This window comes from Zestomonas carbonaria (genome assembly GCF_904061905.1).
GTDB classification, from domain to species: domain Bacteria; phylum Pseudomonadota; class Gammaproteobacteria; order Pseudomonadales; family Pseudomonadaceae; genus Aquipseudomonas; species Aquipseudomonas carbonaria.
Genome location: NZ_CAJFCI010000024.1, coordinates 48244 through 68503, shown reverse-complemented (window position 1 = coordinate 68503; position 20260 = coordinate 48244). Strand labels below are relative to the sequence as shown.

Annotated in this window: 17 protein-coding genes; 14 read left to right on the top strand and 3 right to left on the bottom strand. The window is 63.6% G+C overall.

Going from position 1 to position 20260, the window contains the following annotated elements:
- The 7 genes from PSEWESI4_RS04745 to PSEWESI4_RS04715 all read left to right on the top strand — a co-directional run.
- The coding region (locus PSEWESI4_RS04745) for a DUF2345 domain-containing protein (RefSeq protein ID WP_235978875.1) at positions 1 to 1855 on the top strand (1855 nt) is incomplete at its 5' end.
- Complete coding sequence (locus tag PSEWESI4_RS04740; RefSeq protein ID WP_187670032.1) at positions 1852 to 2418, top strand: hypothetical protein; 567 nt, start codon at positions 1852 to 1854, stop codon at positions 2416 to 2418. The genes PSEWESI4_RS04745 and PSEWESI4_RS04740, both read left to right, overlap by 4 nt.
- 162 nt (positions 2419 to 2580) lie before the next feature.
- Complete coding sequence (locus PSEWESI4_RS04735) at positions 2581 to 3426, top strand: VRR-NUC domain-containing protein (RefSeq protein ID WP_187670031.1); 846 nt, start codon at positions 2581 to 2583, stop codon at positions 3424 to 3426.
- Positions 3423 to 4994, top strand: a complete 1572-nt coding sequence (locus PSEWESI4_RS04730; RefSeq protein ID WP_187670030.1) for a type VI immunity family protein — start codon at positions 3423 to 3425, stop codon at positions 4992 to 4994. The genes PSEWESI4_RS04735 and PSEWESI4_RS04730 overlap by 4 nt, the downstream gene beginning before the upstream one ends.
- 311 nt (positions 4995 to 5305) lie before the next feature.
- Entirely contained in the window at positions 5306 to 6877 is a 1572-nt protein-coding gene (locus PSEWESI4_RS04725) for a type VI immunity family protein (protein ID WP_187670029.1), read from the top strand.
- A gap of 311 nt (positions 6878 to 7188) precedes the next feature.
- Positions 7189 to 8229: a type VI immunity family protein gene (locus tag PSEWESI4_RS04720; protein WP_187670028.1), complete on the top strand. Its 1041-nt coding sequence runs from the start codon at positions 7189 to 7191 to the stop codon at positions 8227 to 8229.
- Positions 8230 to 8528: 299 nt separating this feature from the next.
- Positions 8529 to 8792, top strand: coding sequence for a PAAR domain-containing protein (locus PSEWESI4_RS04715; RefSeq protein ID WP_187670027.1), 264 nt, complete (start codon positions 8529 to 8531; stop codon positions 8790 to 8792).
- 99 nt (positions 8793 to 8891) lie between these two features.
- Here PSEWESI4_RS04715 and PSEWESI4_RS04710 read toward each other — a convergent pair whose 3' ends face one another.
- Positions 8892 to 10205, bottom strand: coding sequence for an OprD family porin (locus tag PSEWESI4_RS04710; protein WP_187670026.1), 1314 nt, complete (start codon positions 10203 to 10205; stop codon positions 8892 to 8894).
- 299 nt (positions 10206 to 10504) lie between these two features.
- On the opposite strand from PSEWESI4_RS04710, the gene PSEWESI4_RS04705 reads away from it, so the two are divergent.
- From PSEWESI4_RS04705 to PSEWESI4_RS04675, 7 genes are all read left to right on the top strand, one after another.
- Entirely contained in the window at positions 10505 to 12508 is a 2004-nt protein-coding gene (locus PSEWESI4_RS04705; RefSeq protein ID WP_187670025.1) for an OPT family oligopeptide transporter, read from the top strand.
- Entirely contained in the window at positions 12505 to 13128 is a 624-nt protein-coding gene (locus PSEWESI4_RS04700; protein WP_187670024.1) for a class I SAM-dependent methyltransferase, read from the top strand. Before PSEWESI4_RS04705 ends, PSEWESI4_RS04700 begins: the two co-directional genes overlap by 4 nt.
- A gap of 135 nt (positions 13129 to 13263) precedes the next feature.
- Entirely contained in the window at positions 13264 to 14247 is a 984-nt protein-coding gene (locus PSEWESI4_RS04695) for a D-cysteine desulfhydrase (protein WP_187670023.1), read from the top strand.
- Positions 14248 to 14503: 256 nt separating this feature from the next.
- Positions 14504 to 15304 carry a cystine ABC transporter substrate-binding protein gene (gene tcyJ, locus PSEWESI4_RS04690; RefSeq protein ID WP_187670022.1) on the top strand — a complete coding sequence of 267 codons (801 nt, stop codon included), beginning with the start codon at positions 14504 to 14506 and terminating at the stop codon, positions 15302 to 15304.
- On the top strand, positions 15301 to 15969 hold the full coding sequence (tcyL, locus tag PSEWESI4_RS04685; RefSeq protein WP_187670021.1) for a cystine ABC transporter permease: 669 nt from the start codon (positions 15301 to 15303) through the stop codon (positions 15967 to 15969). The genes tcyJ and tcyL overlap by 4 nt, the downstream gene beginning before the upstream one ends.
- On the top strand, positions 15969 to 16721 hold the full coding sequence (gene tcyN / locus PSEWESI4_RS04680; protein WP_187670020.1) for an L-cystine ABC transporter ATP-binding protein TcyN: 753 nt from the start codon (positions 15969 to 15971) through the stop codon (positions 16719 to 16721). Before tcyL ends, tcyN begins: the two co-directional genes overlap by 1 nt.
- Positions 16722 to 17123: 402 nt before the next feature.
- Positions 17124 to 18305, top strand: coding sequence for an MFS transporter (locus PSEWESI4_RS04675; RefSeq protein WP_187670019.1), 1182 nt, complete (start codon positions 17124 to 17126; stop codon positions 18303 to 18305).
- Between the two features lie 59 nt (positions 18306 to 18364).
- Here the strand turns inward: PSEWESI4_RS04675 and PSEWESI4_RS04670 are convergent, their stop codons facing one another.
- Both PSEWESI4_RS04670 and PSEWESI4_RS04665 read right to left on the bottom strand, forming a co-directional pair.
- On the bottom strand, positions 18365 to 19294 hold the full coding sequence (locus PSEWESI4_RS04670; protein ID WP_187670018.1) for a sigma 54-interacting transcriptional regulator: 930 nt from the start codon (positions 19292 to 19294) through the stop codon (positions 18365 to 18367).
- Between the two features lie 70 nt (positions 19295 to 19364).
- On the bottom strand, positions 19365 to 19946 hold the full coding sequence (locus PSEWESI4_RS04665; protein ID WP_187670017.1) for an alpha/beta hydrolase: 582 nt from the start codon (positions 19944 to 19946) through the stop codon (positions 19365 to 19367).
- Between the last annotated feature and the right edge of the window lie 314 nt (positions 19947 to 20260).

The following is a 20260-nucleotide window of genomic DNA, read 5'->3' as shown; positions in this document are numbered from 1 at the left end:
CTGGATCCGCGTGGCGCAGAACTGGGCTGGCGGCGCCTGGGGCCACCTGGCCATCCCGCGCATCGGCCACGAGGTGATCGTCGACTTCCTCGACGGCGACCCGGACCAGCCGATCGTCACCGGGCGCACCTACCACGTGGTCAACCGCCCGCCGTACAAGCTGCCCGCCCTGAACACCCTGGCTACGGTGAAGAGCAAGGAACACCAGGGCGACCGCGCCAACGAACTGCGCATCGACGACACCCACGGCGAGATCAGCGCCGCGCTGATGAGCGAGCACGGGCGCACGGAACTGCACCTGGGCTATCTGACCCACCCGCGTCCCAACGGCGGCGAACCGCGTGGCGAAGGCTTCGAGCTGCGTACCGACGAGCACGGCGCCGTCCGCGCCGCCAAGGGCCTGCTGCTGAGCAGCGAGGCACAGTTGCAGGCCAACGGCGGCCAGCTCGACCGGGCGCAGGTCGTGCAGGTGCTGGAGGCCGCGCTGCACCTGGCCAGGAGCCTCGGCGAGCACGCCGGGGACCACCAGGGCATCGGCCACGACCCGGCGCCCCAGCAGGTCTTGAGCGAGGCGGTGCGCGACCTCGGGCACGGCGCCAACGACGAGCCCGGGGGCGGCAACGGCGGCGAGCCGGCGATCGCCCTGAGCGGCCCGGCGGGCATCGCCGCCGCCACGCCGCGCAGCCTGGGCCTGGCGGCCGGGCAACACATCGACAGCGTGGCCGAGCAGCACCAGCAGATCACCGCCGGGGAGAAGGTGGTGATCAATGCCGGCAGCGACATCGGGCTGTTCGCGAAGGGCGGCGACATGCGCCACATCGCCCAGCAGGGCGAGCTGCTGATGCAGGCCCAGCACAACGACATCAAGGTGCAGGCCGACCAGAGCGTGGAGATCAGCGCCAGCCGGCAGCACATCCTGGTCAACGCCAAGGAGCACATCACCCTGCTGTGTGGCGGGGCCTACCTCAAGATGCAGGGCGGCAACATCGAACTGGGCATGCCGGGGGATTTCACCGTGAAAGCCGGCAGCCACAATTTCGTCGGCCCCGGTAACGCCGATGCTTCATTACCAATCTTCAAATCTCCGAGAACCTTCATCGGCGACTACGACGCACATTTCCGGTTACGCAAACTGGATGAGCGCGCTTTTCAGGGTTATCGCTACCGGCTTATGAGCGGCGGGCAACTGCTGACGGAAGGCTTCACGAATGACGATGGCGAGACTGAGCTCATAAAAACCGAGCGTGGCCTTCCCATACAGGCCTACAAGACCGTCATGCGCGAAGACCAGCGCATCACTGAACGCTGGCAGGCCAATATAGCCACGATAGACAGCGACAACCCCAACTATGAAAGTGCCGGCCCGTTCAATGACGAATCGTTTCTGGAGGAGTATGGAGAAGAGATTGGCTACAGCCTCCAGTTGAGCTCTCCCGAATACAGAATCAGGCAGGTAGCCTATCTGCCGGTAGAGGGCATAGGAGTGAACGGCACCTTCTTTCTCAAAGGCAACCTGAGCCTGGAGGGGCAGAGTCTGTTCGTATCGGCCATGGGCCATACCGCCGCCAAGAACATGGGAAGTGTTCAATTTCATGCCACCGCGGCAATCGAAGTGAACGGCAAACAGGTGTCCTCCACACCGCTGCAACTCGGCAAGGAACCTGAAGCATGGCCCGTGGAAGACTACTCCCCCATCGGATCAACAACGCTTGTTCTACCGCCCCCCACTCCAAACGATGCAGTCCAGATCAAAATCAGTGGCGGCTACATCTATAGCGCCCCCGAAGGCAGAGCGACGCCCATGCCATCTACAGGCTCCGTAACCATTCCTCTCACCATAGTGAAAAAGAAATGAGACAGCTCAGCTCCGCTGCCCTGTTGTTTGCCGTGCTCTGTACTGCATGCAGTGCAGAACGCAACGATGACGCCCCGCGCCCTCACCAAGGGCAGGCAACCGAATCGACAACTGCTGCAACGCCCAAACAACAGCCCCGGAACTCGGTGAATACACCTGAGCCGCGACATCATGTGGACTTCATGTCACGGGCCAACCTTCACATTCAACATAAGCGATACCAAGAGGCGTTGGTTGACATGGACGCGGCCCTATCCTTGGCGCCCCATAGCTCTGAATACCGTTTTCTTCGCTGCATGCTCAAAGAGCGCCTGGGTGAACCACTCCCCCTCGCCAAGGATTGTTATGCACAAGTTGTAAACCAACTCGCCCACGAGGATGAAGCGAAGTGCGAAGCAGACATGAACTGCGTCATCGCTGACCTGATGGCCGAAGGTCCTCGCGCCCATGAGCGCCAACAGAAGTTCCTGGCGCTACCAGCATCGCCAGCCGAATCGGAGGTGCGTCATTACGTGCTGGACAAGTTCGACCGCGATAAATACCTGAAAACCATCCTGCCATAGATCAGATACGAAACAGCCGTGCAGGCCCCAGTAGCGAGTACGGGGACAGTCTCAAGGAAATCACATGAACCCTGCTAGCCGTCAGACCATCCATGAAACGTGCCGTACGCACTCCGCTCCGTGTGACAAGACTTTCCGGGAACATTCAGAGGAGGATGCCTGATGCCCATTCCCGCCGCAGTCGGTGCCGCCATCGTGTGGGGCTATCGAGCCTACCGGGGTTACACCGCTTACGAAGCGACAATGACGGCCAAGGAAACGGCAGAAATGCTGGCCGAAATCGCCAAACGCAAAGAGCAGGTCAAGAAGGTCCTGCAAAGCACCATCGACAGTTTCGCCAAAGAAATCGATGTGAAAAGCTCGACCTTCGCCAAGGCAGACAATGGCGGCCGCAGCACCATTTCACGCCGGGGAGGAGAAGGCTCCACCTTCAAGGAATACATCGAGCGAAAAATTCCCTTCCGACCAGCCATCAGCATCACCTGCAACTGGGCGCTCAACTCTCCAATCACGGTACCGCGACGGATACGCAAGAAGGTCCCCGGCGACGTCGTCGAAACCACCATCGACATCGCCCTCAAGCAGACCACCGCCTCGCTGATCTTCGAGGCCATCGACGGCGCACTGGACTGGAAAAGCCCGCTCAAGGCGGAACCTAACTACGACAGAGCGAGCAGGAAAGCCATCTTGGGCGAGCCTGTGACACGTCCCAGGCGGATCAGTGAAATCTTCCCTTTCTGGCCCCGCCCCAAAGGAAGCCTGGCGCCGGATCTGGTTATCGTCGAATACCGGCAACAACCATTTGAAGTACCCAATGTGTTTGCGGCAGTGGAAATAAAGTTTCCGGGAGACTGGGTGAAAGAGGATCAGTTAAGAGGCTACGCTGTATTAATGAAGACCGATAATAAAGTTGCTCTATTGCGAGTACCTGAGGACTGCACAGGCTACAAGCAGGATGGTGCTTCAAGGACAGAATCTGGCCGCTCAAGTGGAAGGAAACATCGATGAGCACGACCGAACGGGAAATGAGCGATGAAGACATCGCGGGCATGGTGGAAGACCTGAGGCAATGGCCGAGTGTCGCACATGACAATGGTGAATACGAACTGGCCGTGATGCCATTCATTACCTTCTGCTTCCACTACGACCCTGCTCATTACTTGGACACTTCGTTGATTATGATCGCGGTCCACGAAGCATTCGAGCATTTGGTAGGCCACCCTTACAAAATTGCCACACACCCGGACTCGGAGCGGCCACATCCATATGGTTCTAAACGACTGGGCGATTTACGAGAGTGGGTCAGTAAAAAGAGAAAAGACAAGTCATTTTCTTTCAAGTTTTCTGATGAAACCAACTATCGCAGCTCTCCAACCTATGCAGGTTACTTTTGGCGTGAAGCATCACTTGAAAATGACGAGATTAATTACTCCTACATACAATTTTACTATCGTTGGCAATGGTGGTTGGACAACCGAGACACATGGCGACGCTTTGTGCTGGACACCATCGAACGACTGAAACCCGAACAGGTATACAGCGGTTTCGCGATGGCCAACCCACTGGAGTTCGGCATGCGCTCGGAAGTTACGGTATGGGACCGAGCGCTGGCACCACATTTCTACGGGCTCGATACTGATTACCCTTTCAGCATGACTCTTTCACCTAACCTCCCAGCAGGCATTCGCCCCCCCACTTGGGGCTTCTTCCTCTCCGACATCTGGCGCGAAAAGCTGTCGCTGGACCGCGAGGCGGTCCGGGCAGCTCTCCCTGATCCGCGCATCCGTATCGATGACCTGGATTGCGGCCAGTGGATCGAACTCGGCCCCCGGCCGGAGCTGTACCCGGTGGAAGAGGGGGTACCCGAGTTGCCGGCCCTTCTGAACCGACTGCTCCGCCCATTGCGCCATCCAAGGCTTGGCCTGCTCGGCTTCGGCGAGTGGGACGGCGACCCCAATGTCCGTTTCAACCTGGCCGACAGCCAGCGCTGGCTGGCCCGTTTCGACGATGACAGCGACTGGCCTACCCCCCAAATCCGTGGCCACATGCCCGGTGCACCTCTCGTGGAACCCATGGCCTCCCATGTCAGTAACGGTGAGCCCTGCCCACGCACGGGCTGGTGGATCACCGCTGCCAAGAGCGATGCCCGGCACCGTTTCGAACAGGGCGAGGTGATGCCTTCCATTCCCAGTGACGATGCACACGGCTTCACCGTATGGCAGTGGGACACGGACCAGCGCGAACCGGCTCTCGCGCCACAAGAACCCGCTCGCGAAGCGGGCAGCGGCCAGCCCGCCCCGCGCGCGGGCCTTTGGTTGAAATCGGGAGAGCCCAGCGTGCGCTGCCGCGTGGCGGAAGGCGAGCCGCTCCCACTGGTGCAAGGCCAGGCCACCAGGTGGTATTGGACCGAACAGGCACCCTCTGGAGCCCGCGTTACCAGCGGACAGCCTTGCCCTTATCCCGGCGTCTGGCACTGCGAAGACATTCCCATCGGCCCACAGACCTTCATGCACGGCGTGCCCATGCCCAGGGTCGAGGGGCGCGACGTGACCTGGATATTGGTCCGCGGGATTTGACGGGGACGATTGGCTGGCTTCAAGCATAGAAACCGGCCAGCCCCCTCCGCCTCTGAAAGAGGGTCTCAAGGGTTAGACGCTTTGGAAACATATCTGGCATTGAACGTTCGGAGAAAGATGCCTGATGCCCATTTCCGCCGCGCCGGTACCGCCATCATGTGGCTTACCGAGCCTACCGGGGGTTGTTACGCCATATTGATGAAGAACAATGAAAAAATTGCTCTATTGCGAGTACCTGAGGATTGCACAGGCTACAAGCAGGATGGTGCTTCAAGGACAAAATCCGGCCGCTCAAGAGGAAGGAAAAATCTATGAGTACGACCCAACGGGAAATAAGCGATGAAGACATCGCGGGCATGGTAGAAGACCTGAAGCAGTGGCCGAGTGTCGCACACGATAATGGTGAATACGAACTTGCCGTGATGCCCTTCATCACGATTTATTTTACTTACGATCCAGCGCACTATCTGGAAGCCTCGTTAACCATGATCGAGGTCCACGAGTCCTTTGAACGTCTGCTGGGCCACCCTTACAAAATTGCCACACACCCGGACTCGGAGCGTCCACATCCTTACGGTTCAAAAAGGTTAGGAGACTTACGCGAGTGGGCGCGCAAGACCAGAAAAGATGAAACATTTATGTTCAACTTCTCGGATGAGAAGAACTATCGCAGCTCTCCAACTCATGCAGGCTACTTCTGGCGCCGATCAGAGCAGAGGGACGATAGCATCTGTTACTCCTATGTCCAGTTCTACTACCGCTGGCAATGGTGGCTGGATAACCAAGACACATGGCGACGATTTGTGCTGGACACCGTCGAACGACTGAAACCCGAACAGGTGTACAGCGGTTTTGCAATGGCCAACCCACTGGAGTTCGGCATGCGCTCGGAAGTCACAGTATGGGATCGAGCACTGGCCCCACACTTCTACGGACTGGATACCGACTATCCATTTGGGATGATGCTGACACCTGACTTGCCTTCTGGAGTTCGCCCCCCCACCTGGGGTTTCTTCCTATCCGACATCTGGCGCGAAAAGCTGTCGCTGGACCGCGAGGCGGTCCGGGCAGCTCTCCCTGATCCGCGCATCCGTATCGATGACCTGGGTTGCGGCCAGTGGATCGAACTCGGCCCCCGGCCGGAGCTGTACCCGGTGGAAGAGGGGGTACCCGAGTTGCCGGCCCTTCTGAACCGACTGCTCCGCCCATTGCGCCATCCAAGGCTTGGCCTGCTCGGCTTCGGCGAGTGGGACGGCGACCCCAATGTCCGTTTCAACCTGGCCGACAGCCAGCGCTGGCTGGCCCGTTTCGACGATGACAGCGACTGGCCTACCCCCCAAATCCGTGGCCACATGCCCGGTGCTCCTCTCGTGGAACCCATGGCCTCCCATGTCAGTAACGGTGAGCCCTGCCCACGCACGGGCTGGTGGATCACCGCTGCCAAGAGCGATGCCCGGCACCGTTTCGAACAGGGCGAGGTGATGCCTTCCATTCCCAGTGACGATGCACACGGCTTCACCGTATGGCAGTGGGACACGGACCAGCGCGAACCGGCTCTCGTGCCACAAGAACCCGCTCGCGAAGCGGGCAGCGGCCAGCCCGCCCCGCGCGCAGGCCTTTGGTTGAAATCGGGAGAGCCCAGCGTGCGCTGCCGCGTGGCGGAAGGCGAGCCGCTCCCACTGGTGCAAGGCCAGGCCACCAGGTGGTATTGGACCGAACAGGCGCCCTCTGGAGCCCGCGTTACCAGCGGACAGCCTTGCCCTTATCCCGGCGTCTGGCACTGCGAAGACATTCCCATCGGCCCACAGACCTTCATGCACGGCGTGCCCATGCCCAGGGTCGAGGGGCGCGACGTGACCTGGATATTGGTCCGCGGGATTTGACGGGGACGATTGGCTGGCTTCAAGCATAGAAACCGGCCAGCCCCCTCCGCCTCTGAAAGAGGGTCTCAAGGGTTGGACGCTTTGGAAACATATCTGGCATTGAACGTTCGGAGAAAGATGCCTGATGCCCATTTCCGCCGCGCCGGTACCGCCATCATGTGGCTTACCGAGCCTACCGGGGGTTGTTACGCCATATTGATGAAGAACAATGAAAAAATTGCTCTATTGCGAGTACCTGAGGATTGCACAGGCTACAAGCAGGATGGTGCTTCAAGGACAAAATCCGGCCGCTCAAGAGGAAGGAAAAATCTATGAGTACGACCCAACGGGAAATAAGCGATGAAGACATCGCGGGCATGGTGGAAGACCTGAGGCAATGGCCGAGTGTCGCACATGACAATGGTGAATACGAACTTGCCGTGATGCCCTTCATCACGATTTATTTTACTTACGATCCAGCGCACTATCTGGAAGCCTCGTTAACCATGATCGAGGTCCACGAGTCCTTTGAACGTCTGCTGGGCCACCCTTACAAAATTGCGACTCACCCTGACTCTGAACGCCCACACCCCTACGGCTCCAAACGGCTGGGAGATTTACGCGAGTGGGCTCATAAAATTAAAAAGGACAAAGCACTTACCTTCGATTTTTCGGATGAAAAGAATTATCGCAGCTCCCCAACACACGCAGGCTACTTTTGGCGAAATGCGTCACGCGACTACGGAGAGTCTGACTACTCAAATATACAATTTTACTATCGTTGGCAGTGGTGGCTGGACAACCGTGATGCCTGGCGGCGCTTTGTGCTGGACACCATCGAGCGCCTGAAACCCGAGCAGGTGTACAGCGGCTTCGCGATGGCCAACCCGCTGGAGTTCGGCATGCGCTCGGAAGTCACGGTATGGGATCGGGCACTGGCACCGCATTTCTATGGGCTCGATACCGATTACCCATTCAACATGAAACGTACACCGCAACTTCCAAGCGGAATCCGGCCCCCCACCTGGGGCTTCTTCCTGTCCGACATCTGGCGCGAAAAACTGTCGCTGGACCGCGACGCGGTCCGGGCAGCTCTCCCTGATCCGCGCATCCGTATCGATGACCTGGATTGCGGCCAGTGGATCGAACTCGGCCCCCGGCCGGAGCTGTACCCGGTGGAAGAGGGGGTACCCGAGTTGCCGGCCCTTCTGAACCGACTGCTCCGCCCATTGCGCCATTCAACGCTGGATTTGCTTGGGTCTGGCGAGTGGGACGGCGACCCCAATGTCCGTTTCAACCTGGCCGACAGCCAGCGCTGGCTGGCCCGTTTCGACGATGACAGCGACTGGCCGCGCTATCGCCTGAATCCCTAGGTGCAGGTCCGCACCGGAGAGCCGGTTCCACAAACAGGCGTCTATCTTCCGGACCTGGACGATTCATGCGCACAGTTCCTGATCGCCTCCCACTATTTCACCACTTCTACGCGTACCCGGCGAAACCGTTCCCTTCGAAGAAGGGCTCGAATACAGGTAACCCCTCGCTATCCCTGAAACAGCAAGAAGCCCCCCGTGGCGAGCACATCTTCACTCATCGCGCTTTTCATGCCCGGACGCAGAAGGCCGGCATGCTCGAGGCGATGTAGAAGCGGAATCAATCAAGGAGGACAGAGTGTATGAAAGACATCATCCGTCTCGGCGACGCCACCGATCATGGCGGCACCGTCATCGAGGCCTTCAGCCAGACCAACCTCAATGGCAAGCCCATGGCAGGAGTCGGACACATGGTCTCGTGTCCCCAGTGCAAGGGGGTCTTTCCCATTGCCGAGGGCAGCAGCCTGTACAAGGTCGACGGCATCCCCGTTGCCCTGGACGGCATGCAGACCGCTTGCGGGGCACGCCTGATCGCCAGTGGTCCCAAGGGTAGCGTTCAAAGCTGACCACCCAGGCCGGACAAAAAAGCCGGGCGCGAAGGCCCGGCGGAACACCACTTGAGGAAAACCGGGGCGGGCCGCTGGTGTCGCGGCCCGCCCTGTGTATTACAGAAGGGTCAGGGTGTAGCTGAGGATCAGACGATTCTCGTCGGCATCGGTAGCAACGTTGCCGCGCTGGGTGGCGTTACGCCAGGAGAAGCCCAGGCCTTTCAGCGGGCCGTCCTGCAGGGTGTAGTCGAGGCGGAAATCGCGTTCCCATTCCTTCAGGTCGCCGTTGGCGGAATCGACGTTGTCGCCCTTCAGGTAGGTGACGATGGCCTTCAGGCCCGGCACGCCGACCTTGGAGAAGTCGTAGCCGTACTCGGCCACCCAGGTGCGCTCGCCGGCGCTGAGGAACTTGCCGATCTGGCGGTCGGTGATCAGGTAGGCAGTGGAGCCGCCGCCCTGGTTGAGGAACGGGAAGGCGCTGTCGCCTTCGACCTGCTGGTAGCCGAGGCTGGCGGCATGGCCACCCAGGGAGTAGGTGAAGAAGGCACTCCAGGTCTGGTTGTCGACTTCACCGGCATCCGGGTCTCCGGTGTGCCAGAAGCCGCTGCTGCGGTAGCCGTCGGCACGGCCGGCGGCGTTGCCGTTCTTGCCGTCGGAGCCGCTGTCGAAGTAGCGCAGGTCGGTTTTCAGGTTGCCCGGGCCGATTTCCACGTTGTGGATCAGGCCGAGGAAGTGCTGCTTGTAGAAGTCTTCCAGGTTGCCGTAGTAATACTGCAGCGTCAGGTCCTTGGTGGCCTTGTAGTCGCCGCCGGCAAAGTAGAACTTGTTGGTGTTCTCGGTGGCACCGCCGATGCTCAGGCCGATGTCGTCGGTGGAGCTACGGGTCTTGGTGTGCTCCAGTTGGCCGGCGGTGAGGGTCAGGTTGTCGATCTCGTTGGAGGTGATCTGACCGCCTTCGAACAGTTGCGGCAGCAGACGGCCGTCGTTGTAGTTCACGACCGGCAGCTTCGGCAGCAGGGTACCGAGGCGCGCTTCGGTCTTCGACAGGCGCAGCTTGGCGGTGGCACCAGCCTTGCTGTACTCGTCGACCGCCTTGCCGTCGCTGTCCAGCGGGAACAGTTGGCCCGGGGTGCGGTCACGACCGGCCTTGCCGCTGTAGCCGCCCGAGTCCAGCTTGACGCCGAGCAGGCCGATCACATCGACACCCACGCCGACAGTGCCTTCGGTGAAGCCGGAAGCGTAGTTGAAGATGAAGCCCTGGCCCCACTCGTTGGCCTCGCCGTTGTTGTTGGCGGTGTTCTTGGTGTTCAGGTCGTAGTAGAAGTTGCGCAGGGTGAGGGAGGACTTGCTGTCCTCGATGAATCCGCCGGCAGTTGCCTGCAGGGACAGGGAACCGAGGGCCACGGCCAGCGCCAGGGTGGACTTGTTCATCTGTGATTGCTCCTAATGATGTTTTTTACTTTTCTGTCAGGCTTGGATCTGGAAAATCGCTGTATACACTTTTATACAGCGTAACGCTATGGTCACAATCACGTTCTTCCACTCCAGAGCCTCATGCCCGCTCCACATGCTAGCGAAACGAACAGTAATGAAATTTTAATAAATCTAAAAAGAATTGTTTGTTTGTTTTTTATTCTAAAAACAAATATTCAGGCGCCCCCTAATTCGATCACCATCCTCAACCTCGCGCTGGCCTAAGCTTGGTGTCACATCCCTGCCGAGCTCCCTTCATGCTGCAACGCGTGCCCGACGCTGCGAACCTGGCCGAACTGACCCTGCGCGGGCTGATCCTCGGCGCCCTGATCACCGTGGTGTTCACCGCCTCCAACGTCTACCTGGGGCTGAAGGTCGGCCTGACCTTCGCCTCGTCGATCCCCGCCGCGGTGATTTCCATGGCGGTGCTGCGCTACTTCCCCGGCGCCAACATCCTCGAGAACAACATGGTGCAGACCCAGGCCTCGGCGGCCGGCACCCTGTCGTCGATCATCTTCATTCTTCCCGGCCTGCTGATGGTCGGCTACTGGAGCGGCTTCCCGTTCGGACAGACCGCGGCGATCTGCGCCATCGGCGGCATCCTCGGCGTGCTCTACACCATCCCGCTGCGTCGGGTGATGGTGGTGCAGAGCCGGCTGCCCTATCCGGAAGGTGTGGCGGCGGCAGAGATCCTCCGCGTCGGCAGCGGCGGCGATGAAGAAGACGAAAAACCCTCCGAAGCCAACGCCCCTGGTCTGCGCGACATCCTCGCCGGCAGCCTGGTGGCGGCGCTGTTCAGCCTGTTCAGCAGCGGCTTCAAGCTGCTCGGCGAGAGCATCAGCCTGTGGCTGAGCGTCGGCCAGGCGGCGTTCCGGCTGTCCACCGGCTTCTCCCTGGCGCTGGTCGGCGCCGGCTACCTGATGGGCATCACCGCCGGCGTCGCCATCGTCGTCGGCGTGGTGATCGCCTGGGGCGTGGCGGTGCCGCTGCTGACGGTCAACGCGGTCCCGGAAGCCGGGCAGAGCCTCAGCGAGCTGGCCGGCCAGTTGTGGAGCTCGCAGGTGCGCTTCCTCGGCGCCGGCACCATCGGCGTCGCCGCGCTGTGGACCCTCGCCACGCTGTTCCAGCCGATGGTCGAGGGCGTCGCCAGCTCATTGCGCGCAGTACGCGGCAACGCCGGGCACAGCGGCCTGCGCACCGACCGCGACATGCCGGCGCACGCCATCCTGGCCATCGCCGGGCTGCTGCTGGTCGCCCTGCTGGCGGTGTTCAGCTACTTCCTCGCCGAGGCCGCGCCGGACCTTCACGGCCTGGAGTTCTGGGGACTGGTGCTGGCCTGTGTGCTGTTCGCCTTCGTCTTCGGCTTCCTGATCGCCGCCGCCTGCGGCTACATGGCCGGCCTGGTCGGCTCGTCGAGCAGCCCGATCTCCGGCATCGGCATCATCGCGGTGATCCTCGTCTCGCTGCTGATCCTCGGCGTCGGCAGCCTCGAATCCGGCTTTCTGGAAAAGGGCCAGGGCAAGATCGCCATCGCCCTGGCGCTGTTCACCACCTCGGTGATCCTGGCCATCGCGGCGATCTCCAACGACAACCTGCAGGATCTCAAGACCGGCTACCTGGTCGGCGCCACGCCCTGGCGCCAGCAGCTCGCGCTGATCGTCGGCTGCCTGGTCGGCGCGCTGGTGATCCCGCCGGTGCTGGAGCTGCTGTACAGCGCCTACGGCTTCACCGGCGCCCTGCCGCGCGAAGGCATGGACCCGCAGCAGGCGCTCGCTGCGCCGCAGGCGACGCTGATGACGGCGATCGCCAGCGGGATTTTCCACGATGCGCTGAACTGGACCATGATCCGCATCGGCGTGGCCCTGGGCATCGCCCTGATCTTCATCGACCTGCTCCTGCGGCGCACCGGCAAGGCCAGCCTGCCGGTGCTGGCGGTCGGCCTGGGTATCTACCTGCCGCCGACCATCGGCATGACCCTGGTGGTCGGCGCGTTGCTCGCCTGGCTGCTCGACAACGCCCTGGCGCGCCGCGCCGGCGACGCCGAGATGGCCCGGCGACGCGGTGTGCTGCTGGCCTCCGGGCTGATCGTCGGCGAGAGCCTGATGGGCATCCTGCTCGCCGCGCTGATCGGCACCAGCGGCCGGGACGCCCCGCTGGCACTGGTCGGCGCCGGCTTCGAAGACACCGCGCAATGGCTCGGCCTGGCGCTGTTCACGGTAATCTGCGCGCTGTTCTACCACCGTGTACGAGGCCCTCGATGAGTGCGGACGACGATCTGGCCTGGATCAGCGCGCAGACCCTGGCCGACTACCAGCAATCAGCCGAGGCCTTTCGCATCGGCACCCGCGACCATGACGTACGGCAGAACATTGCCGCGCTGCTGCGCCATATCCACGCCCCGGCGCCCTACGCCATCCTCGACTTCGGCTGCGGCCCGGGCCGCGACCTGCGCACTTTCGCCGAGCTCGGCCACCAGCCGGTGGGGCTCGACGGCTGCCCGGGCTTCGTCGAGATGGCGCGTGCCGAGTCCGGCTGCGAAGTGTGGCGGCAGGACTTCCTGCAACTCGACCTGCCGGCCGCGCGGTTCGACGGCATCTTCGCCAACGCCGCGCTGTTCCACGTGCCGCGCAGCGAGCTGCCACGGGTGCTCGGCCAGTTGCACGCGACCCTGAAAGACGACGGCGTGCTGTTCAGCTCCAATCCGCGCGGCGACAACCGCGAAGGCTGGCACAACGGCCGCTACGGCTGCTTCCACGATCTCGACGCCTGGCGCAACTACCTGCACGCCGCCGGCTTCGTCGAGCTGGAGCACTACTACCGCCCCAGCGGCCTTCCGCGCGAACAGCAGCCGTGGCTGGCCACGGTGTGGCGCAAGGTTTGAGGAGCTTGTTGTTTCCGGGTCCCCGCGTTCGCGGGGACCCAATGAACAGTCCGTACCGCGAAGCGTTTTCCACCAAGACCCAGTGGATGTAAAAAGCGACATCCACCCCACATCCCAGCCCCTGGAGTCCATCCCATGCTCGCCGCCCTCGCCCGCTTCCCGCGCCTCGACCTGTTCGCCGCGCCGACCCCGCTGGAGCGCCTGGAACGGCTGTCCAGCCAGCTCGGCCGAAACATCTGGGTCAAGCGCGACGACGCCACCTCCTTCGCCCTCGGCGGCAACAAGGTGCGCAAGCTCGAATACCTCGCCGCCGATGCGCTGCGCGTCGGCGCCGATACCCTGGTGACCGCCGGCGCCATCCAGTCCAACCACGTGCGCCAGACCACCGCGGTAGCTGCGCGCCTGGGCCTGGGCTGCGTCGCCCTGCTGGAAAACCCGATCGGCACCGAGTCACCCGACTACCTGGCCAACGGCAACCGCCGGCTGCTCGACCTGTTCGGCGCCGAGGTGGAGGCGGTGGCCAACCTGGACGACGCCGACAACCAGTTGCAGGCCAGCGCCGAACGCCTGCGCGGCGCGGGAAAGCGTCCCTACGTGGTGCCCATCGGCGGCTCCAACCCGCTCGGCGCGCTGGGCTACGTGCGCGCCGGGCTGGAGCTGGCCGCGCAGATCGAGCACAGCGGCCAGCGCTTCGCCGCCGTGCTGCTCGCCTCGGGCAGCGCCGGCACCCATGCCGGTCTGGCCTTCGGCCTGGCCCACGCGCTGCCCGGCACGCGGGTGGTCGGCGTCACCGTGTCGCGCCCACAGGAAACCCAGCGGCCCAAGGTCGAAGGCCTGCTGCAAGGCATCGGCGACCTGCTCGGCCTGGCGACGCCGGCCCTGGAAGTCGAACTCTGGGACCAGTATTTCGCGCCGCGCTACGGCGAGCCGAACGCCGGCACCTGGGCGGCGATCCACCGTCTGGCCGGCAGCGAAGGGCTGCTGCTCGACCCGGTGTACACCGGCAAGGCCTTCGCCGGCCTGCTCGACGGCATCGAGCGCCAGGCCTTCGCCGAAGGACCGCTGCTGTTCCTGCACACCGGCGGCTCGCCGGCGCTGTTCGCCTATCCGCCCGCGTAGGGCGAGCATTGGACAGGCGCCGGGTGGCATTGCGTTTCAGCCCACCGAATGGTGGGCCTTTATTGGTGGGCTGAAGCGGAACGCCTCCCGGCCCACCCTACAGGACTACAGGGCTGCCTGATCGGTTCTAATAACCTTTGCCACATGCAGGATAATTCTTAATTATTTTAAAGAATAAGGGTCCAGCCTCTATAGTCGCGACTCCCATGACTTGGCTAACCTCCATACTCACATTCTCAGTCGAAGGGGTTTCACGATGCTTCCATCCTCCCTACGCCGCCGCTTCCTACTCGGCAGCCTGAGCCTCCTGCTCGGCGCCAGCCTCGCCGCCCCGAGCTTCGCAGCCGAAGACCTGCTCCAGCAGATCCAGGCCAAGGGCGCCATCAAGATCGGCCTGGAAGGCACCTACCCGCCGTTCAACTACCAGGACGAGAACGGCAAGCTGACCGGCTTCGAAGTCGAGTTCTCCGAAGCGCTGGCCAAGGAGCTGGGCGTCAAGGCCGAGTTCCAGCCGACCAAGTGGGACGGCATCCTCGCCGCGCTGGAGTCCAGGCGCCTGGACGTGGTGGTCAACCAGGTGACCATTTCCGAGGAGCGCAAGAAGAAATACGACTTCTCCACGCCCTACACCGTGTCCGGCATCCAGGCGCTGGCCCGCAAGGACAACGCCGTCGAGATCAGCACCCCGCAGAGCCTGGCCGGCAAGAAGGTCGGCGTCGGCCTCGGCACCAACTACGAGCAATGGCTGAAGGAGAACGTGCCGGACGCCGACATCAAGACCTACGACGACGACCCGACCAAGTTCCAGGACCTGCGCTTCGGCCGCATCGACGCCATCCTGGTCGACCGCCTGGCCGCCTTCGAGATGGTCGAGAAGACCGGCGGCCAACTGGCCGTGGCCGGCCAGCCGTTCTCCCGCCAGGAAGCCGGCGTCACCCTGCGCAAGGGCAACCCGGAACTGCTTGCGGCGATCAACCAGGCGATCACCAAGCTGCGCGCCAACGGCACCCTCAAGCAGCTCTCCGAAAAGTGGTTCCAGGCTGACGTCACCCAATGATCGAGACCAGCCTGCAACTGGTCCTGGACTCCGCCCCCTTCCTGCTCAAGGGGGCGGTCTACACGATCGTGCTCAGCCTCGGCGGCATGTTCTTCGGCCTGCTGCTCGGTTTCCTCCTGGCGCTGATGCGCCTGTACGGCATCGCCCCGCTGCGCTGGACCTCGCGGGTCTACGTGTCGTTCTTCCGTGGCACGCCGCTGCTGGTGCAACTGTTCATGATCTACTACGGACTGCCGCAACTGGGCATCCAGCTCGAACCGTTGCCGGCGGCGCTGATCGGCTTCTCGCTGAACATGGCCGCCTACACCTCGGAAATCCTCCGCGCCGCCATCGCCTCCATCGACCGTGGCCAGTGGGAGGCGGCAGCCAGCATCGGCATGACCCGCGCGCAGACCCTGCGCCGGGCGATCCTTCCCCAGGCCGCGCGTACCGCGCTGCCGCCGCTGGGCAACAGCTTCATCTCGCTGGTCAAGGACACCGCCCTGGCCGCCACCATCCAGGTGCCGGAACTGTTCCGCCAGGCGCAACTGATCACCGCGCGGACCTTCGAGATCTTCACCATGTACCTCGCCGCCGCGCTGATCTACTGGGCGCTGGCCAGCATCCTGGCGCACTTCCAGGGACGCCTGGAGGCGCGGGTCAACCGGCATGAGTTGGATTCCTGATGATCTCCATCCGTAACCTGAAGAAGTCCTTCAAGGGCCAGGAAGTGCTCAAGGGCATCGACCTCGACGTCGCGCCCGGCGAAGTGGTGGCGATCATCGGCCCCAGCGGCTCGGGCAAGACCACCCTGCTGCGCTGCCTCAACCTGCTGGAAACACCCAGCGGCGGCAGCATCAAGGTCGGCCCCATCGAGATCGACGCCAACCGGTCGCTGAAAGCCCAGCAGGGGCTGATCCGCCAGTTGCGCCAGCACGTCGGCTTCGTGTTCCAGAATTTCAACCTGTTCCCCCACCGCACCGCCCTGGAGAACGTCATCGAAGGCCCGGTGGTGGTGAAGAAGGAACCGCGCGCCCAGGCCGCCGAACGCGCCCGCGCGCTGCTCGCCAAGGTCGGCCTGGCGGGCAAGGAGGACGCCTATCCCAAGCGCCTCTCCGGCGGCCAGCAACAGCGCGTAGCGATTGCCCGCGCGCTGGCCATGCAGCCGGACGTGATCCTCTTCGACGAACCGACCTCGGCGCTCGACCCGGAGCTGGTCGGCGAGGTGCTCACCACCATCCGCGGCCTGGCCGAGGAGCATCGCACCATGGTGATCGTCACCCACGAGATGAGCTTCGCCCGCGACGTGGCCAACCGGGCGATCTTCATCGACCAGGGGGTGATCGTCGAACAGGGCCCGGCGCGCGAACTGTTCAGCGCGCCGAAGGAAGAGCGGACGCGGCAGTTCCTGCGCAAGTTTCTCGGGGAAGAACGCTAGGCCGAATCGATAATCAGCTCCCTTCGCTTCTTTAGGAGCGGCCCTGCTCGCGAAGCCTTTGACTCGCGAGCAGGGAACCAGGCGTCCCCCTCGCGCCTGCCAGGCAGGCCCCTCGCTGTCATCCCCGCGCACGCGGGAATCCAATGGTTGCAAGACTCCTGGGTTCCCGCGTTCGCGGGGATGACGGTTTGCATGAGCGATATGGACGCTTTACTGGTGAGCCGACCTCCGACCCTCTCCCGGAGGGAGAGGGGGTTGGCTGGAGTGGCCGGCGAGTCCAGTGCTTGGTCCATGCTCCGAATGCTCCCTCCGGAGCGGGGCGGAACTCCGGCATTCACGACCAATCTCAATTACCGCACAATGCGCGCCCGCTTTCCCGCTGTACCTTCGGAATCCCCACGCATGAACCCCGCGACTCTTCTCTCCCTGCCCTTGCTGGCCCTGGCCCTCGGCGGCTTCGTGGTCGGCAGCAGCGAATTCATCATCATGGGCCTGCTCCCGGAAGTCGCCACCGACCTGCAGGTCAGCCTGGCCGATGCCGGCCTGCTGGTCAGCGCCTATGCCATGGGCGTGGTGATCGGCGCGCCGCTGCTCGGTCCACTGCTCGGCCGCCTGCCGCGCAAGAAAGCCCTGCTCTGGCTGATGGGCGCCTACGCGCTGGGCAACCTGGCCTGCGCGCTGGCACCGGACTACCGCTGGTTGCTGGCCGCACGCATGCTCACGGCGATCAGCCACGCCGGCTTCTTCGGCTGCGCTACCCTGCTCGCCGCCGAGCTGGCGCCAGTGCATCGGCGCGCCTCGGCCATGGCCCTGGTGCTCAGCGGCCTGACCATCGCCAACGTACTCGGCGTGCCGCTCGGCGCCTGGCTGGGCCAGGCCACCAGTTGGCGGATGACCTTCTTCGTGGTCGCCGGCCTCGGCCTCCTGGCCCTTGTCGCCCAGGCGCTCTGGCTGCCCCATGGCCCGGCGCCGGCACGCAACGCGCAGGGCGCCTGGAGCGGCGTGCTGCGCCGGCCGGTGCTGCATGCCCTGTCGATCTGCTGCCTGTCGTCGGTGGCGCTGTTCAGCGTGTTCACCTACATCAGCCCGCTGCTGCGCGAGGTAGGCGGCTATACGACCGATCAGAACAACGGCGCACTGCTGCTGTTCGGCATCGGCCTGACCCTCGGCAACCTGCTCGGCGGCCGCCTGGCCGATCGCGGCCTGCGCCACGCGGTCCCGCTGGCCCTGGGTAGCAGCGCGCTGGCGTTGCTCGGCCTGTTCGCCCTGCTCGGACAACCGCTGCTGCCGCTCGGCCTGTTGCTGCTGTGGGGCGTCGCCAGCTTCGCGATTTCCTCGCCGCTGCAACTGCTGCTGGTCGAGCAGGCCGGCGAATCGGCCAGCCTGGCGGCGACCCTGAGCCACGCCGCCTTCAACCTCGGCAACGCCAGCGGCGCCTGGCTCGGCGGAATGTGGCTGAGCGCCCACTACGGCCTGGCCAACCTGCCGCTGCTGGGCGCCGCCGTGCTGGCCCTGACCATCCTCGCCGCCCTGCCGCTACCGCGCCTGCGCTCCATGCGCGAACACTTCGGACAACATCCGTAGGAGCGGCCCGCGGCCGCGAATCGCGCGCATGGCGCGCTCCTCCGGGAGGGATGCCCACCCTATGGCTGCAGTGAGCCGAGCAGTTCGTTCAGCAACCCACGCAAGGCCTCGCGTTGCGCCGGATCGGCGGCCAGCAGGCGCAGTTGGGCGCTGAGCTGGGCGATATCCGGCGCCGGCAGGTTGAGGTGTTCGGGATGGATTTCCTCGCCGCTGCTGACCAGCAGGGCGAAGTGGATGATGCTCTCCAGCTCGCGGGTGTTGCCCGGCCAGGCGTGCGCTTCCAGCACCCGCTGCGCCGCCGGGCTGAACAGTGGCAGCGGCAGGTGCAGGCGCTGGGCGTGTACGCCGAGGAAGTATTCGGCCAGTGGCAGGATGTCGCCGACCCGTTCGCGCAACGGCGGCAGCACCAGGCGGCCTTCGTTGAGATAGAGGAACAGCCGCTCGTGGAACTTGCCGGCGACCACCGCCTGGGCCAGGTCGATGCTGGTCGCGGCCACTAGGCGCACGTCCACCGGTTGCGCCTGGCCGGCGCCGACGCGGGTCACCTCGCGGGTTTCCAGGGCGGCCAGCAACTTGTTCTGCAAGACCAGCGGCAGGTCGCCGATCTCGTCCAGGTAGAGGGTGCCGCCGTTGGCCGAGCCGAACCAGCCGGCGCGGCTGCTGGCGGAGCCGACATGGGCGCCGGCGGCGTAGCCGAACAGTTCGGCCTCGCCGTGGTTGGGGCTGAGGCTGCCGCAGTTGACCGCGACGAACAGCCCGGGGCGTTCGCTCTCGCGGTGGATATGCCGGGCCAGCAGTTCCTTGCCAGTGCCGGTCTCGCCCTGGATCAGCACCGGCAAGCCGCTCGGCGCCAGGTCGTGCAGGGCCTCGCGCAACTGCCGCGAGCGCGGATCGACGAACACCAGCGCCTTGGCGCGAATGCTCAGCGGGCTCTTGTCCGACTCGGGCAGGGTCAGCAATGGCTGGTCGAAGGGTTCCTTGGGGCTCATGGCAAACTCCCGCCCGAACCGCGCGCGTCCAGCGGCGATCCAGGTGTTTTCCGATCAGGTGGAAGGTGAATCAGGCGCGGCGCTTGGCCTGCTGCTCTATCAACCCCTGCAGGCGGTATAGATAGGCGAAGCCCTGTTCCCAGCGATGGTGGCCGGACTTCACGTTGATATGCCCGGCCCCGGAGAGGATCGCCGTCTCCGCGCCCCAGTCGCGCGCCAGGTCGAGCAGGCGCGGCACGCTGGCGGCGTGGTCGTTGTCCGAGCCGACCAGTTGCACGGGGAACGGCAGCAGATCGCTGGGGATCGGCGCGAAATCGCGCAAGGCCTCCGGGCAGCCCGGCCGCTCGACGTCCGCCGGGGCCACCAGCAGCGCGCCGCGTACCCGGCGCAGCAAGGCCAGCGGCGCCTGCGCGGCCCAGTGGGCGACGGTGACGCAGCCCAGGCTGTGGGCGACGAGGATGACCGGCGTCGGCTCCGCGGCGATCGCCTCCTCCAGCGCGGCGACCCAGTCTTCACGGCGCGGCGCATGCCAGTCGCGCTGCTCGACCCGCGTGGCGTTGGGCAGGCTGCGCTGCCAGTGGCTCTGCCAGTGGTCGTCCGACGAACCCTGCCAGCCCGGCAGGATCAGGTAGCGAATGCTTGGAGTGGCCATCTTGGCCTCCTTGAAAGAGCGGTCTCGATGAGCGCCAGTCTAGGAGGCATCGATATATCTGTTAAGGAATAAGAAATTATTTATTTATGCAATTTTTTTGAGTCCGCCCGCATCCCCCGTGGGACACGGCCATCCTGCATTCGCAAGCAGCGACCTGTAGAAGCGCGCCATGCGCGCGATCGCGGCCATGGGCCGCTCCTACGTTATGTAATGGTTCCCCGCGTTCGCGGGGACGACGCGTCAGCGAAGCGATACCCATCAACAGCGACAGGCAGAAACCTGTAGGAGCGCGCATGCGCGCGATCGCGGGCATG

Coding starts and splice junctions, on each gene's coding strand:
- PSEWESI4_RS04740 (WP_187670032.1), top strand. CDS start 1,852: ATGAGACAGCTCAGCTCCGCTGCCCTGTTGTTTGCCGTGCTCTGTACT.
- PSEWESI4_RS04735 (WP_187670031.1), top strand. CDS start 2,581: ATGCCCATTCCCGCCGCAGTCGGTGCCGCCATCGTGTGGGGCTATCGA.
- PSEWESI4_RS04730 (WP_187670030.1), top strand. CDS start 3,423: ATGAGCACGACCGAACGGGAAATGAGCGATGAAGACATCGCGGGCATG.
- PSEWESI4_RS04725 (WP_187670029.1), top strand. CDS start 5,306: ATGAGTACGACCCAACGGGAAATAAGCGATGAAGACATCGCGGGCATG.
- PSEWESI4_RS04720 (WP_187670028.1), top strand. CDS start 7,189: ATGAGTACGACCCAACGGGAAATAAGCGATGAAGACATCGCGGGCATG.
- PSEWESI4_RS04715 (WP_187670027.1), top strand. CDS start 8,529: ATGAAAGACATCATCCGTCTCGGCGACGCCACCGATCATGGCGGCACC.
- PSEWESI4_RS04710 (WP_187670026.1), bottom strand. CDS start 10,205: ATGAACAAGTCCACCCTGGCGCTGGCCGTGGCCCTCGGTTCCCTGTCC.
- PSEWESI4_RS04705 (WP_187670025.1), top strand. CDS start 10,505: ATGCTGCAACGCGTGCCCGACGCTGCGAACCTGGCCGAACTGACCCTG.
- PSEWESI4_RS04700 (WP_187670024.1), top strand. CDS start 12,505: ATGAGTGCGGACGACGATCTGGCCTGGATCAGCGCGCAGACCCTGGCC.
- PSEWESI4_RS04695 (WP_187670023.1), top strand. CDS start 13,264: ATGCTCGCCGCCCTCGCCCGCTTCCCGCGCCTCGACCTGTTCGCCGCG.
- tcyJ (WP_187670022.1), top strand. CDS start 14,504: ATGCTTCCATCCTCCCTACGCCGCCGCTTCCTACTCGGCAGCCTGAGC.
- tcyL (WP_187670021.1), top strand. CDS start 15,301: ATGATCGAGACCAGCCTGCAACTGGTCCTGGACTCCGCCCCCTTCCTG.
- tcyN (WP_187670020.1), top strand. CDS start 15,969: ATGATCTCCATCCGTAACCTGAAGAAGTCCTTCAAGGGCCAGGAAGTG.
- PSEWESI4_RS04675 (WP_187670019.1), top strand. CDS start 17,124: ATGAACCCCGCGACTCTTCTCTCCCTGCCCTTGCTGGCCCTGGCCCTC.
- PSEWESI4_RS04670 (WP_187670018.1), bottom strand. CDS start 19,294: ATGAGCCCCAAGGAACCCTTCGACCAGCCATTGCTGACCCTGCCCGAG.
- PSEWESI4_RS04665 (WP_187670017.1), bottom strand. CDS start 19,946: ATGGCCACTCCAAGCATTCGCTACCTGATCCTGCCGGGCTGGCAGGGT.